This is a genomic window from Stenotrophomonas sp. TWI1183, from assembly GCF_039673115.1.
Lineage (GTDB): Bacteria > Pseudomonadota > Gammaproteobacteria > Xanthomonadales > Xanthomonadaceae > Stenotrophomonas > Stenotrophomonas maltophilia_AA.
The window spans coordinates 210,845-224,498 of sequence record NZ_JBDJKZ010000002.1; the positions used below are offsets into that span (position 1 = coordinate 210,845).

Genomic DNA, 13,654 nt, shown 5'->3' on the forward strand with positions numbered 1-13,654 from the left:
CCGCTTCGATGCGTGCCGACCGAAGGCCGGCCTCTGCATCAGAAGTCCATGCCGCCCATGCCACCCATGCCGCCCATGCCGCCGCCAGCTGCGCCAGCGCCGTCATCCTTCTTCGGGGCGTCGGCAACCATGGCTTCGGTGGTGATCATCAGGCCAGCGATCGAGGCAGCGTTCTGCAGCGCCGAACGGGTCACCTTGGTCGGGTCCAGGATGCCGAATTCCAGCATGTCGCCGAATTCGCCGGTGGCCGCGTTGTAGCCGAAGCTGCCGGTGCCTTCCTTGACCTTGTTGACGATCACGGACGGCTCTTCGCCAGCGTTGGCCACGATTTCGCGCAGCGGGGCTTCCATCGCGCGCAGGGCGATCTGGATGCCGTGGTTCTGGTCTTCGTTGGCACCCTTCAGGCCGCTCAGCGCGGTGACCGCACGGACCAGCGCAACGCCGCCGCCCGGGACCACGCCTTCTTCAACGGCTGCACGGGTAGCGTGCAGGGCGTCGTCGACGCGATCCTTCTTTTCCTTCATTTCGATTTCGGTCGAGGCGCCGACCTTGATCACGGCAACGCCGCCGGCCAGCTTGGCCACGCGTTCCTGCAGCTTCTCGCGGTCGTAATCCGACGAGGTGTCTTCGATCTGGGTCTTGATCTGGGTGACACGCGCTTCGATGTTGGCCTTCTCGCCGGCGCCATCGATGATCGTGGTGTTTTCCTTGGAGACCTGCACCTTCTTGGCGCGGCCCAGGTCCTTGATCGTCGCCTTTTCCAGCGACAGACCGATTTCCTCGGAGATCACGGTGCCGCCGGTCAGCACGGCCATGTCTTCCAGCATCGCCTTGCGACGATCGCCGAAGCCCGGAGCCTTGACGGCCACGACCTTCACGATGCCACGGATGGTGTTGACCACCAGGGTCGCCAGCGCTTCGCCTTCGATGTCTTCGGCGATGATCAGCAGCGGCTTGCCGGCCTTGGCGACGCCTTCCAGCACGGGCAGCAGGTCGCGCACGTTGGAGATCTTCTTGTCGTGCAGCAGCACGTACGGATCGTCCAGGTCAGCGGTCTGCGACTGCTGGTTGTTGATGAAGTACGGGGACAGGTAGCCACGGTCGAACTGCATGCCTTCGACGACGTCCAGCTCGTTGTCCAGGCCCGAGCCTTCTTCAACGGTGATGACGCCTTCCTTGGTCACGCGGCGCATCGCTTCGGCGATGATGTTGCCGATCGACTCGTCCGAGTTGGCCGAGATCGTGCCGACCTGGGCGATCGCCTTGTCGTCAGCGGTCGGCTTGGAGATGTTCTTCAGCTCGGCGACGGCGGCGATCACGGCCTTGTCGATACCGCGCTTGAGGTCCATCGGGTTCATGCCGGCCGCGACGGCCTTGGCGCCTTCGCGGATCAGGGCCTGGGCCAGCACGGTGGCGGTGGTGGTGCCGTCGCCGGCGTCATCGTTGGTGCGCGACGCGACTTCCTTCACCATCTGCGCGCCCATGTTCTCGAACTTGTCAGCCAGTTCGATTTCCTTGGCGACGGAGACGCCGTCCTTGGTGATGGTCGGCGCGCCGAAGCTCTTTTCGAGCACGACGTTGCGGCCCTTCGGGCCCAGGGTGGCCTTGACGGCATTGGCGAGAACGTTGACGCCGCGCACCATGCGGGCGCGGGCATCTTCACCGAAACGAATATCTTTGGCAGCCATTGCGATTACCTTTTATGTAGAGCCGGGCCATGCCCGGCGTCATGAATGACGGAACGAAGCAACATCCGGCAGCGCCAGGCCAGGCCCGGCGACGCCCACTCAGCCGACGATGGCGAGGATGTCGTCTTCGCGCAGGACCTTGAACTCGACGCCTTCGGACTTGTAGCTGCTGCCGGCGTACTGGCCGTAGATGACCTTGTCACCGACCTTCAGCGACGGCGCGCGCACGCTGCCGTTGTCCAGGGGCTTGCCCGGGCCGACGGCCACGACTTCACCCTTGGTCGACTTTTCCTTGGCGGAATCCGGAATCACGATGCCGCCGGACGAGATTTCGTCGGCTTCGATCGGCTTGACTACGACGCGGTCATGAAGCGGCTTGATGCTCATGTGAGACCCTTTTAAGTTGTTGATTGGTCTAGGAAAGTCTGGCGATGTTAGCACTCGCACAGGGCGACTGCCAGCCACGCTCACGAAAAAACCCGACGGTGCGGGACAGAGCAGAGATGGTGCTGGCCCCTCCCCTTTCAAGGGCAGCCGGTCGGATTTTTTTGCCGGGCCGCCCCTGGATGTGAATGTTTGACGCAGTTCTCAATGCGAAAGGTCGAACACGACAGTCCAATCGATGTGTCATCTGGATTGCGTAGATTCGAGCGGCACTGACCAATCACAAGGAGCCGTAGATGAGGTTGCTGACGCCGCTATCCCTGGCCTGCCTGCTGGCGCTGGCCACCAGCCCGGCCCGGGCCGATGTATTCATCAATGAACTGCATTACGACGACAGCACCCCCGCCGGGGACGTCGGCGAGGCGATCGAGGTGGTCGCCACGGCCGGTGAAGACCTGTCCGGCTACCGGCTCTACCTCTACAACGGCAGCAACCCTGCGGCCGCCGCGGTCTACGCCGAGAACGCAGTCCCGGCCGGCACCGCCAGCTGCGGCAGCGCGCGGCTGGCCACGGTCAGCTACCCGACCAACGGGATCCAGAACGGTCCCAACGACGGCATCGCCCTGGTCGATGCCAGTGGCAGGGTGGTCCAGTTCCTCAGCTACGAGGGCACCATCACCGCCGCCGGGGGGCCCGCTGCGGGCCTGACCAGCCAGAACATCCCGGTCAGCGAGACCAACGGCACCGCGCCGGGGACCTCCCTGCAGCTGACCGGTGCCGGCAGCCAGTACGCGCATTTCACCTGGACCGCCTCGGCCGCGCAGACCTTCGGCGGCTGCAACCACGGGCAGACCTTCAGCGGCGGCGGCCCGACCGGCCCGAACACGGCGCCCTCGGTCACCGCCACCACCCCCGAGCAGGGCGCCAGCACCTTCCCCGCCGCCGCCGACCTCAGCGTCACCTTCAGTGAGCCGGTCACGCTGTCCAGCGGCGCCTTCGCGCTGAGCTGCGGCCAGTCCGGCACCGTGGCGCTGAGCCACCCGACCACCGGCACCCGCTTCACCCTGGCCACCAACACGGCGCTGGTGGCGGGTGAAGCCTGCCGCTTCGACATCCGCGCCACCCGCGTGAAGGATGCCCAGGGCGCGCGCCCGGCCGCCGATACGCGCATCGCCTTCACCGTGGCCACCGCCACCACGCCCGATCCGGGCAATCCCGGCACGCCCGGGGAGTACTACGCCAGGGTCAACACCTCCACCCCGAGCCAGCTGCGCTGCTCGCTGCACGAAACCATCAAGGGCCACACCGCCTATCCGTACAGCGGCTCGGGCACCAGCACCTGGACCATCCTGGAGATCGCCGACGAAGATCCCAACAACAGCGGCAACATCCTCGATGCCTACCGCAACCGCAGCTACACCAAGGTCAGCGGCCGTGCGGGCACCGGCAGCGGGCTGACCTACAACCGCGAGCACACCTGGCCGAACTCGCTGGGCTTTGCCAGCACCACCGGCGACAAGGGCCTGCCCTACGCGCCCTATACCGACACCCACATGCTGTATCTGACCGATGCGCAGTGGAATGCGGACCGCGGCAACAAGCCCTTTGCCAAATGCGACAGCAACTGCGGTGAACGCGCGACCGAAGCCAACAACGGATTCGGCGGCGGCAGCGGCGGCTACCCCGGCACGTCCAACTGGGTGCGCACGCCGGATGGCAATGGCGGCTCGTTCGAAGTGTGGGGCCACCGCAAGGGCGATATGGCGCGTGCGGTGATGTACATGGCGATCCGTTATGAAGGCGGTAAAGATGCCAAAACCGGGCAGTCCGAGCCGGACCTGGAGCTGACCGACGACCGCAGCCGGATCGTCAAGACCTCGGCCTCGCCGGCCTACATGGGCCTGCTCTCGACCCTGATCGACTGGCACCTGTCCGACCCGCCGGACGCGGCAGAACGCACCCGCAACGAGGTCATCTTCAGTTTCCAGGGCAACCGCAATCCGTTCATCGACCACCCGGAGTGGGCCACTCCGGCGCTGTTCACCTCGGCCCAGCCGGCCACCTGCCAGCTGGCCAACTGAGCCCGGCCGACCGGCGCCCCCTCGCGGCGCCGGTCGGACCATTGGCCTCGCACGGTCCTATACTCGGCGGTCATGTCGATCGCCGATCCCGTCTTCCTGCTGTTCACCACCTGCCCCGACGTGGCCTGCGCCACGCGGCTGGCACATGCGCTGGTGGACGAACGCCTGGCGGCCTGCGTCACGCGCCTGGACGGGGCGCACTCGACCTACCGCTGGCAGGGCGAGGTCACCGAGGACCATGAGGTCCAACTGTTGATCAAGACCACCGGCAGCCGCCTGGAGGCCGCGATCGCGCGCGTGCAGGCCCTGCACCCGTATGAACTCCCTGAGTGCATCGCGGTCGAAACCCGCGCCGGCCTGCCGGCGTACCTGGATTGGATTCGGGCCCAGACCCGTGAGGAAAGTGATTGATGACGCTGTTTCGTCGTGTTGCCGCGCTGTGCGCGTTGCTCGTGCTCTCCCTGCCGGCCTGGGCGGTCAGCGAAAAGGACCTGCTCCCGGTCGATGAGGCCTTCGGGCTCACCGCACAGGCGCGTGATCGCGACCGGGTGGAGATCAGCTGGAAGATCGCCCCGGGCTATTACCTGTATCGCCATCGCACCACGGTCAAGGCCGCTGCCGGCTTCGATGCCGAGGCGCTGCAGCTGCCCGCCGGCAAGAAGCACCACGATGATTTCTTCGGCGAGGTGGAGACCTACCGCGAACGCCTGACCGGCGTGCTGCCGGGCAAGGCCGCCGACGGCACCGACACCGTCACGCTGGAAGTGCGCTACCAGGGCTGCGCCGATGCGGGCGTGTGCTACCCGCCGCAGAAGCGCACGCTGCAGGTGAAGCTGCCGGCCGGTGGCAGCGCCGCGACCAGCACCACGCCGGTCGCCGCCGGCGCTGCCGCCTCCCCGTTCAACAACCCGCTGGCCGGCAACACCGGCACCGGGCTGCGCCTGCCGGGCACCAGCAACGCCCAGGCATTGCCGCTGCCATCCGAGCGTGCGTTCGGCTTCGATGCGATCGTCGGCGATGGCAATACCGTGCTGCTGCGCTTCACCCCCGCGCCGGGTTACTACCTGTATCGCGACCGCACCTCGCTGGCGCTGGAAGGCGCCCCGGGCATCCGCGCGGACAAGCCGAAGTGGCCGGCCGCCCAATCCCATCGCGATGAGCACTTCGGCGATGTGGCGGTGTATTTCGACCAGATCGACGTGCCGCTGCCCCTGCGCCGCAGCACCGCCGGTGCCACCGATGCCACCCTGGTGATCACCTTCCAGGGCTGCCAGACCGACGGCATCTGCTACCCGCCGATGACGCGCCGGGTAAAGCTGGCGCTCCCGGCAGGCACGATCAACGCCAAGGCCGATGAGGTCGCGCAGAAGACCGAGGTCATCGCACCGCTGCCCACGCGTGACAAGCGTGCCCCGGCCCGCGGCGACGCCGGCAGCCAGCCGATGCTGATCCGGCCGAACGAACCTGCCCTGGCCGTGCCGGGCGACACCGCCGCCACGCCCGATGCGAGCGCGGACAACGCGCAGCGCACGCCGCCGCCGGTCGCCCCGGCGGCCGCGCCGGGCAACCTGCTGGTGCTGCTGCTGTTCGCCGTGGCCGGTGGCCTGATCCTCAACCTGATGCCGTGCGTGCTGCCGATCCTGTCGCTGAAGGTGCTGGGCGTGGCGCAGAGCGGCGAGAGCCGCCAGCGTGCGCGCAGCCATGCGCTCTGGTACACCGCCGGCGTGCTGGTCGCCTTCGCTGCCATCGGCGCGCTGGTGATCGCGCTGCGTGCGGCTGGCCAGGCCGCAGGCTGGGGCTTCCAGCTGCAGCACCCGTGGTTCATCGCCGCGCTGGTCTACCTGATGTTCGCCGTTGGCCTGAGCCTGTCGGGTGTGTTCACCCTGGGCGGCAGCATGGGCGGTGTCGGCCAGTCGCTGGCCTCGCGCAGCGGCCCGGTGGGTGATTTCTTCACCGGCGTGCTCGCCTGCGTGGTCGCCAGCCCGTGCGTGGCCCCGTTCATGGGCCCGGCGCTGGCGTATGCCTTCGCCGCCCCGGGCCTGCAGGCGATGCTGGTGTTCCTGGCACTCGGTCTGGGCCTGGCGCTGCCGTTCCTACTGATCGGCTTCGTGCCCTCGCTGGCCCGTCGCCTGCCGCGGCCGGGCGCGTGGATGGAGACCCTCAAGCTGGTGCTGGCCTTCCCGATGTACGGCACCGCGATCTGGCTGCTGTGGGTGCTGGGCAAGCAGCGCGGCGTGGATGCGATGGCGCTGGTGCTGGGCGGCCTGGTGATCCTGTCGCTGGCGCTGTGGTGGTTCGAGCGCAGCCGCTGGCGCAGCCAGCGCGTGGCCGGCCTGCTGGCCACGCTGCTGATCCTCGGCGCGCTGTATCCGATCTGGGGCGTGACCCGCCTGGATCCACCGGCCAAGGCCGCACAACCGGCCAGCGACAACGTGGTCGAGTACTCGCCGCAGATGCTTGATCGCCTGCGCCAGGACAACCGCGTGGTGTTCGTCAACATGACCGCCGACTGGTGCGTGACCTGCAAGGCCAACGAACGCGCCGTGCTCGGCACCAACGCCTTCCGCGACACCCTGCGCCGGACCAACGCGGTCTACATGCGCGGCGACTACACCAATGTCGACCCGCAGATCACCGCGTTCCTGGATGAACACAAGGCCGTCGGCGTGCCGCTGTACGTGGTCTACGGCCCCGGCGCACCGCCGACCGTGCTGCCGACCGTGCTGACCCAGGCGCTGGTGGAAGAAGCCCTGCTGCGGACCGCGCGATGAGGACGCGGCCACCACGCCGGATGGTCGTGGTGGTCGTGATCGCCGCCGTGCTCGGTATCGGCGCCGGCGTGTGGTTCTCGGGACAGGAGACCGGTCCGGCCTCCGCCCCGCCATCGCCGCGCCCGGTGGTGGCCCCGGCCCGGCCCGGCGACCCACTGCCGGCGGTCACCCTGCCCGATCTCCACGGCCAACCGGTGGATCTGGCCCGCTTCCGCGGGCGACCGCTGCTGATCAACGTCTGGGCCAGCTGGTGCGGCCCGTGCGTGGAAGAAATGCCCGCGCTGACCGCGTTTGCCGCCGGCCAGGGCGCCGGCGGGGTGCAGGTGCTCGGGCTGGCGCTGGATACGCCCGAGGGCGTGCGCGATTTCCTGACCCGCATTCCGGTCACCTACCCGATCGTGCTCGAGACGCCCGGGCCGGCCGATGCCAGCGTGCGGCTGGGCAACGCGCAGGGCCTGCTGCCGTACTCGGTGCTGGTCGATGCGCAGGGACGGATCGTGAAACAGAAGCTGGGGCCGTTCGCGGCCGGTGAGATCGAGGCCTGGGCGAGGCACTGACGGCAGCGCGGGGACGATCCACAGTCCCCGCGTGCACGTTTCTGTGCTGTCGGCCGGCTTACCCGAACCAGCGACGCAGATAGCGCGCGGTCGCGCCCTGCCCGGCACGGCTGACCTGCGCGGGGATGCCTTCGGCCACGATCCGGCCGCCCTCTTCGCCCGCACCCGGTCCCACATCGATCACCCAGTCCGCGTCGGCGACCACGCGCAGGTCATGCTCGACCACCACGACCGTGTTGCCCGCATCGACCAGCCCGTGCAGCTGCGTCATCAACTTGTCCACGTCGGCCGGATGCAGGCCGGTGGTCGGCTCGTCCAGCACATACAGGCTGTTGCCGTGCTGGCTGCGCTGCAGCTCGGTGGCCAGTTTGATGCGCTGCGCCTCGCCACCGGACAGTTCCGTCGCCGGCTGGCCCAGGCGCAGATAGCCGAGGCCGATATCCCGCAGCAGCTGCAGCGGGCGCTGCACCGGCGGCTCGTCGGCGAAGAAGGCCAACGCCTCCTCCACCGTCATCGCCAGCACCTGCGCGATGTTGCGGCCGTGCCACTGCACCTCCAGCGTCTTGGCGTTGTAGCGCTGGCCATGACAGGTGGGGCATGGCGCGTAGACGCTGGGCATGAACAGCAGCTCGACATGGACGAAGCCTTCGCCCTCGCAGGTCTCGCAGCGCCCGGCGGCGACGTTGAACGAGAAACGACCCACGCTGTAGCGGCGCGCCTTGGCCGCGCGCGTGCCGGCGAACAGCTTGCGCACATGATCGAACAGGCCCGTATAGGTGGCGAGGTTGGAGCGCGGCGTGCGCCCGATCGGCTTCTGGTCGACGTTGACCAGGCGCTTGATCGCCTTGGCGCCGTTCAACCGGCCGCGGGTACGTTCGATGCGGCTGGGCTGCGGCAGTTCGCTGTCGTTTTCCTCGATCACCGGCTCCTGCCCCAGGTGTTCGCCGACCAGCTCGACCAACGCCTGGCTGACCAGGCTGGACTTGCCCGAGCCGGACACGCCGGTCACCGCCGTGAACGCGCCCAGCGGAAAGCGCGCGTCCACGCCATGCAGATTGTTGCGATGAATGCCCTGCAGGCCCAGCCAACCGGACGGCGCCCGCGGCGTGCGGCGTGGTCCGTGATCGTCCTCGAACAGATACGGCGCGGTCACCGAGGCCTTGATGGCGCGCAGGCCTTCGGGGGGGCCGCTGTAGAGCACCTGGCCGCCGTGCTGGCCTGCGCCCGGGCCGACGTCCACCAGCCAGTCCGCGCGGCGCAGCATCTCCAGATCATGCTCGACCACGAACAAGGTATTGCCGCCGGCCTTGAGCTGCGCCAGTGCGTCGTACAGGGCCTCGCCGTCGGCCGGATGCAGGCCGGCAGTCGGCTCATCCAGCACGTACACCACGCCGAACAGGCTGGAGCGGATCTGCGTGGCCAGGCGCAGGCGCTGCAGCTCGCCCGGCGACAACGTTGGAGTGGCGCGATCCATCGACAGATAACCCAGGCCGAGCGACTGCAGCGTGCCGATCCGCTCGACCAGATCATGCGCGATGCGCTGGGCGGCGATGCGTTTCTCCTCAGACAGATCCGGCGTGCGGCGTACGTCGCTGCCGCCGGCATGCGCGTTGCCGCCGGCCGCCACGCGCCTGGCGGTGGCAACGCGGCCGGCGCTTCGGCTGCGCGTGGCCGTGGCCTTGGGCGCGTCGAAGTGGCCTTCGGCGGCTGGCCGCAGTGCCTGCGCCATGGCGCTCAGCGGCAGCTGTGACAGGGTGCCGATGTCCATGCCGGCGAACGTCACCGACAATGCCTCGCGCTTCAGTCGACGGCCATCGCAGACCGGGCACTGCGCGCCGATCATGTAGCGCGCCACGCGTTTTTTCATCATCGCGCTCTGCGTGGTCGCAAACGTATGCAGCACGTAGCGGCGCGCCCCGCTGAAGGTGCCCATGTAACTGGGCTCTTCCTTGCGGCGGAGGGCAGCGCGGGTTTCGGCCGGGCTAAAGCCGGCGTAGACCGGCACCACCGGTTGTTCCTCGGTGAACAGGATCCAGTCGCGCTGCTTCTTGGGCAGATCGCGCCAGGGGACATCCACGTCGTAGCCGAGCGTGACCAGGATGTCGCGCTGGTTCTGCCCGTGCCACGCCGGCGGCCATGCGGCGATGGCGCGTTCGCGGATGCTCAGCGACGGATCGGGCACCATCGACTGTTCGGTGACTTCATAGACGTAGCCCAGGCCATGACAGTTCGGGCACGCCCCCTGCGGCGTATTCGGCGAGAAATCCTCGGCGTACAACATGGGCTGCCGTGCCGGATAGGTACCGGCACGCGAGTACAGCATCCGCAGCAGGCTGGACAGGGTGGTGACGCTGCCGACGCTGGAGCGCACGCTGGCGGTGCCGCGCTGCTGCTGCAGGGCCACGGCCGGCGGCAGGCCTTCGATGGCATCCACATCCGGCACGCCGACCTGGTCGATCAACCGGCGGGCATAGGGCGACAAGGATTCCAGGTAACGCCGCTGCGCCTCGGCGTAGAGCGTGCCGAAGGCCAACGAGGATTTCCCCGAACCGGAAATGCCGGAGAACACCACCAGCGCATCGCGTGGAATGTCGACATCCACGTTCTTGAGGTTGTGTTCGCGTGCGCCCCGGACCCGCACGAAGGCATCCGGGGCAGTGCTGGGCGACGGGCGGCGCGTGCGCGTGGATGTCTTCATAGGTGAAGAATAGCGAACCACAGCACTGGCTCACCGACGGTGAAGACCGGTGAGCACCGCGTCGACGCGACGGTCAGGCTACCGCCGACATGCGCGCCCCTGGCGCCGGGCTCACCATGAACGCATCGACGGCGTCGCCCAGCACGGTCGCCTGCCGTTCCAGCGCGCGGGCCGAGGCGGAGGCCTCTTCGACCAGCGCGGCATTCTGCTGGGTGCTGCCGTCCATCTGCAGCAGGGTCCGGCTCACCTGCTCGATGCCCACCGTCTGCTGCTGCGACGCCGCTGAAATACGGGCCATGATCGAGGTGACCCGCTGCACGCTGCCGACGATCTCGCCCATGGTCGCGCCCGCGCTGTCGACCTGCCGGGTGCCGGCGTCGACCTTCTCGACCGACGCGTCGATCAGTTGCTTGATCTGGCGTGCGGCATCGGCGCTGCGTTGTGCGAGCAGGCGCACTTCGCTGGCGACCACCGCGAAGCTGCGCCCCTGCTCGCCCGCGCGCGCCGCTTCCACGGCGGCGTTCAGGGCCAGGATGTTGGTCTGGAACGCGATCCCGTCAATGACCCCGGTGATCTCTCCGATCCGGCGCGAGGACAGCGCGATGTCGGCCATGGTGGTCACCACCTGCGCGACCGATTCACCGCCGCGGGCTGCGACCTCGGCGGCGCGGATCGCCAGCAGGTTCGCCTGCTGCGCCGAGTCCGCGTTCTGCCGCACGGTGGCGGAGAGTTCTTCCATCGAGGAGGCGGTCTCTTCCAGGTGTGCCGCCTGGCGCTCGGTGCGGTCGGACAGATCATGGTTGCCCGTGACGATCTCACCGGAAGCGGCGTTGATCGCCAGCGACGCCTGCTGGATGCGCGCGACGATGTCGGTGAGCTGGATGACCGTCGCATTGGCATCGTCGCGCAACCGCGCGAACACGCCGTGGAAGTCGCCCTGCATGCGCACGCGCAGATCCCCCTGCGCCAGCGCCGAGAGCAGGCCCTGCACGCCGGACAGGTTGCTCTGGAAGGTATCGAGCAGGTGATTGATGCTCAGCGCCAGGGTCTTCACGAAACCCTGTTTGCCCTCCACTGCGATCCGCCCATGCAGATCGCCGCGGGCGGCCGCATCGACCAGCGCGGCCACTTCATTCTCCACCGTGGTTTCCAGCGCGCGGCTGCGCCACTCCACGGCGGCACCGAGCAGGTGGTCGTGCTCCACGATCGGGGTGATCACCAGCTGGTAGCGGATCCCCGCGTGCTCGATCTCCCGGCTGGCACGCTGGCCGCGCTGCAGCGTGGGCAGCAAGGTGGCGAAAACCGGATGCAGGGCGGCAGCGGGTTGGCCGCTCCAGTCCTCCTGCACCCGTTGCAGTTCGGTGAGCAACGCCTGGTTGAGGAAGCCGATCCGCCCTTCGCCATCGAGCACCATCACCCCGGTCTGCGCACTGTCCAGCGCCTGGCGGGCGCGGGTGTTGTCGCGCGCCACGGCGCGCTCGGCCTCGATCCGCTCGCGCAGGCGCTGCTGCATGTGGCGCAGGCGCGTAGCGAGCTGGCCGATCTCGTCGTGCGGATTGTGGATGGTCAGCACGGTGTCGAGACGATCCTCGGCGATGTCCTCGGCGAAGCGCAGCGTATCGGCGATCGGCCGACGAACCGCGCCCAGCACCAGCAGCAGTGTTGCGATCAACACCACCGCCACCAGCAGCAGGGTCAGCGCGAACACGATGCCCATGGTGCTGGCACGCGCGGCCTGCCGCTCGCGCGCCGCCGCCAGGGCCTGCGTCTGTGCCTGCTGCAGCGCCTGCAGACCGGGGCCGATCTGGGCGGCGGTCTCGGCCAGTGACTGCGCCTCCACATCCAGCCCGATACGGGCGGCGGTGTAGGCCAGCAGCGCGCCCTGGTAGGCATCCATCTGTGTCCGCAACGTGTCCTGCGCTTCTACGCCCAGGCGCGCGTCGGCCAAGGACAGATCGAACGGCAGCTTCTGCTCGCTGGCGCGATCGGTATGCGCCGACTCCCCGGTGAGCAGCAGCAGGCTCTCCTCGCGGCGCATCTTCTGCAGCTGTGCGATCAGCACGGGACGCGCGCTTGCCTCCACGCTGGCTTCCAGCGATGCAGCCGCTGCCTCAAGTTGCGCGCGCAGGCCGGCGTCGCCGCGCCCCATTTCGTCCGCACGGGTGTTGAGGGCCGCGATGCCTTCCGCGAAGTCACCGGCGCGGGCGGACACCTCGCGCAGCGCATCAGCGCTGCCGGCGTCGTGGGGATCGCGCTGCAGCTGGGTCAGGGTCGCCTGCAGGCGCTGCTGCGCCGTCTGCAACGCCTCCCGGTCGGCGTCATCGAAGGTGGCGGCATAGCGGGTCTGCAGCCGCCGTGCATCGGCGATCTCGGTGGCCAGCGTCGCGGACAGCGCCGCCTCCTGCTGGTGCGCGGCGAACGCCTCGGCCGCGCGCTCGGTATCATGGCGCGTCCAGCCGTACGCCATCGCTACCGCCAACAAGCCCAGGCAGCAGATCAGCAGACTGGCCGTCAGTTTCCGTGCAACGCTGAGACGGCCGAGGGCGGCAAGCCGGCGCAGGGGGGACAAGCGGACTCGATAGCGGTCACCCAGGCGGGTGACGAACAACGACAGGCGGCGGGGGACGGCCGACATCACGTACTCCAGGCGGAAGGACGCATCGGTATCGGCGGGCGCGCGGTGAACTTTAGCGCCGATCTCGATGCGCGCCCCCGGCCCTCCCCGGAGGCTCCCCGTTGTAAGGGGACCAGGCGACGACGTGATGACGATCAGGCGACAAGCGCGGTACTACGGCTGGCGACCTTGGCGGGGCGCGCGGCGGTACGCGACGCATGAACGCGCGACAGTGAACGAAGGGACAACACCTTCACGGCGATTGCGTTGAACTAGCACTGGGATCGCGGCCGGGGCCGCTGCAGGACCGGGTGTGCCCTCTACCGCACATCAGGTTGATCACGACGCTTGACGCCATACCGCACGGAGAGAGACCGCCATGAATGCCGCCTTCAAGATCTTTCTGCTCGCCGGTGCACTGCTGTACGGCCTGCCGGGGCTGGTGTGGTGGGTGAACCATCGGCGGGCGAAGCGCGCCCGATTGGCCCAGGGCGTGGTCAGCGTCGAGGCCCGCGCGCCATGAGCGGCGGCACCGGTACGAACGCGACAACCCACCTGACCGAAGCACAGCGGCAGATCCTCCGCGACATCAACGCCACGCGTCCGGTCAGCGATGAAGCGGCCAACTGGGCCGTCAAGGCCGGCTATGCGGCCCAGGCGGAAGATGGCGACATCGACCTGACCCAGGCCGGCCGCCAGCGGGTGGACTCCAGCACCCTGTAACGGGTCGGGGACCATGGGCACTCTGCCGTGCCCCGTACGTCATCCTTCCGAATGACACTTGAAGGGCCCCCCGCCCCGTGCGAAAAGTGGTGCCCACTCTGGCCCGATGGAAGCAGGCACCCCGATGAGGCACTCCCC

At 68.5% G+C, this 13,654-nt stretch carries 10 protein-coding genes; 6 read left to right on the forward strand and 4 right to left on the reverse strand.

Translation table 11 applies throughout. The features are described 5' to 3' along the window. Positions 1–38: 38 nt before the first annotated feature. Positions 39–1,688, reverse strand: coding sequence for a chaperonin GroEL (gene groL / locus ABE434_RS03350; protein ID WP_176988040.1), 1,650 nt, complete (start codon positions 1,686–1,688; stop codon positions 39–41). 99 nt (positions 1,689–1,787) lie between these two features. Beyond that, positions 1,788–2,075, reverse strand: a complete 288-nt coding sequence (locus tag ABE434_RS03355; RefSeq protein WP_019183551.1) for a co-chaperone GroES — start codon at positions 2,073–2,075, stop codon at positions 1,788–1,790. Between the two features lie 293 nt (positions 2,076–2,368). Here ABE434_RS03355 and ABE434_RS03360 point away from each other — a divergent pair, with 293 nt between their 5' ends. From ABE434_RS03360 to ABE434_RS03375, 4 genes are all read left to right on the forward strand, one after another. Further along, positions 2,369–4,153 (forward strand): endonuclease, encoded by a 1,785-nt coding sequence (locus tag ABE434_RS03360; protein WP_346477821.1) that lies wholly within the window; start codon positions 2,369–2,371, stop codon positions 4,151–4,153. 72 nt (positions 4,154–4,225) lie between these two features. Beyond that, a complete protein-coding gene (gene cutA, locus ABE434_RS03365; RefSeq protein ID WP_176988038.1) occupies positions 4,226–4,564 on the forward strand; it encodes a divalent-cation tolerance protein CutA in 339 nt (112 codons plus the stop codon). Beyond that, positions 4,564–6,924 (forward strand): protein-disulfide reductase DsbD domain-containing protein, encoded by a 2,361-nt coding sequence (locus ABE434_RS03370; RefSeq protein ID WP_346477822.1) that lies wholly within the window; start codon positions 4,564–4,566, stop codon positions 6,922–6,924. The genes cutA and ABE434_RS03370 overlap by 1 nt, the downstream gene beginning before the upstream one ends. Further along, positions 6,921–7,481: a TlpA disulfide reductase family protein gene (locus tag ABE434_RS03375; protein ID WP_346477823.1), complete on the forward strand. Its 561-nt coding sequence runs from the start codon at positions 6,921–6,923 to the stop codon at positions 7,479–7,481. The genes ABE434_RS03370 and ABE434_RS03375 overlap by 4 nt, the downstream gene beginning before the upstream one ends. 58 nt (positions 7,482–7,539) lie before the next feature. Here the strand turns inward: ABE434_RS03375 and ABE434_RS03380 are convergent, their stop codons facing one another. Continuing rightward, positions 7,540–10,179 (reverse strand): excinuclease ABC subunit UvrA, encoded by a 2,640-nt coding sequence (locus tag ABE434_RS03380; RefSeq protein WP_346477824.1) that lies wholly within the window; start codon positions 10,177–10,179, stop codon positions 7,540–7,542. Positions 10,180–10,252: 73 nt separating this feature from the next. Continuing rightward, entirely contained in the window at positions 10,253–12,814 is a 2,562-nt protein-coding gene (locus tag ABE434_RS03385; RefSeq protein WP_346477825.1) for a methyl-accepting chemotaxis protein, read from the reverse strand. A 358-nt stretch (positions 12,815–13,172) separates the two neighbouring features. On the opposite strand from ABE434_RS03385, the gene ABE434_RS03390 reads away from it, so the two are divergent. Further along, positions 13,173–13,316 (forward strand): hypothetical protein, encoded by a 144-nt coding sequence (locus ABE434_RS03390; RefSeq protein WP_179459899.1) that lies wholly within the window; start codon positions 13,173–13,175, stop codon positions 13,314–13,316. After that, entirely contained in the window at positions 13,313–13,516 is a 204-nt protein-coding gene (locus tag ABE434_RS03395) for a hypothetical protein (protein ID WP_346477826.1), read from the forward strand. Before ABE434_RS03390 ends, ABE434_RS03395 begins: the two co-directional genes overlap by 4 nt. Positions 13,517–13,654: the final 138 nt, after the last annotated feature.

Bases quoted from the DNA above. Each gene is read 5' to 3' on its own strand.
- cutA (WP_176988038.1), top strand. From the start codon at position 4,226: ATGTCGATCGCCGATCCCGTCTTCCTGCTGTTCACCACCTGCCCCGAC.
- ABE434_RS03375 (WP_346477823.1), top strand. From the start codon at position 6,921: ATGAGGACGCGGCCACCACGCCGGATGGTCGTGGTGGTCGTGATCGCC.
- ABE434_RS03360 (WP_346477821.1), top strand. From the start codon at position 2,369: ATGAGGTTGCTGACGCCGCTATCCCTGGCCTGCCTGCTGGCGCTGGCC.
- ABE434_RS03385 (WP_346477825.1), bottom strand. From the start codon at position 12,814: ATGTCGGCCGTCCCCCGCCGCCTGTCGTTGTTCGTCACCCGCCTGGGT.
- ABE434_RS03370 (WP_346477822.1), top strand. From the start codon at position 4,564: ATGACGCTGTTTCGTCGTGTTGCCGCGCTGTGCGCGTTGCTCGTGCTC.
- ABE434_RS03355 (WP_019183551.1), bottom strand. From the start codon at position 2,075: ATGAGCATCAAGCCGCTTCATGACCGCGTCGTAGTCAAGCCGATCGAA.
- groL (WP_176988040.1), bottom strand. From the start codon at position 1,688: ATGGCTGCCAAAGATATTCGTTTCGGTGAAGATGCCCGCGCCCGCATG.
- ABE434_RS03395 (WP_346477826.1), top strand. From the start codon at position 13,313: ATGAGCGGCGGCACCGGTACGAACGCGACAACCCACCTGACCGAAGCA.
- ABE434_RS03380 (WP_346477824.1), bottom strand. From the start codon at position 10,179: ATGAAGACATCCACGCGCACGCGCCGCCCGTCGCCCAGCACTGCCCCG.
- ABE434_RS03390 (WP_179459899.1), top strand. From the start codon at position 13,173: ATGAATGCCGCCTTCAAGATCTTTCTGCTCGCCGGTGCACTGCTGTAC.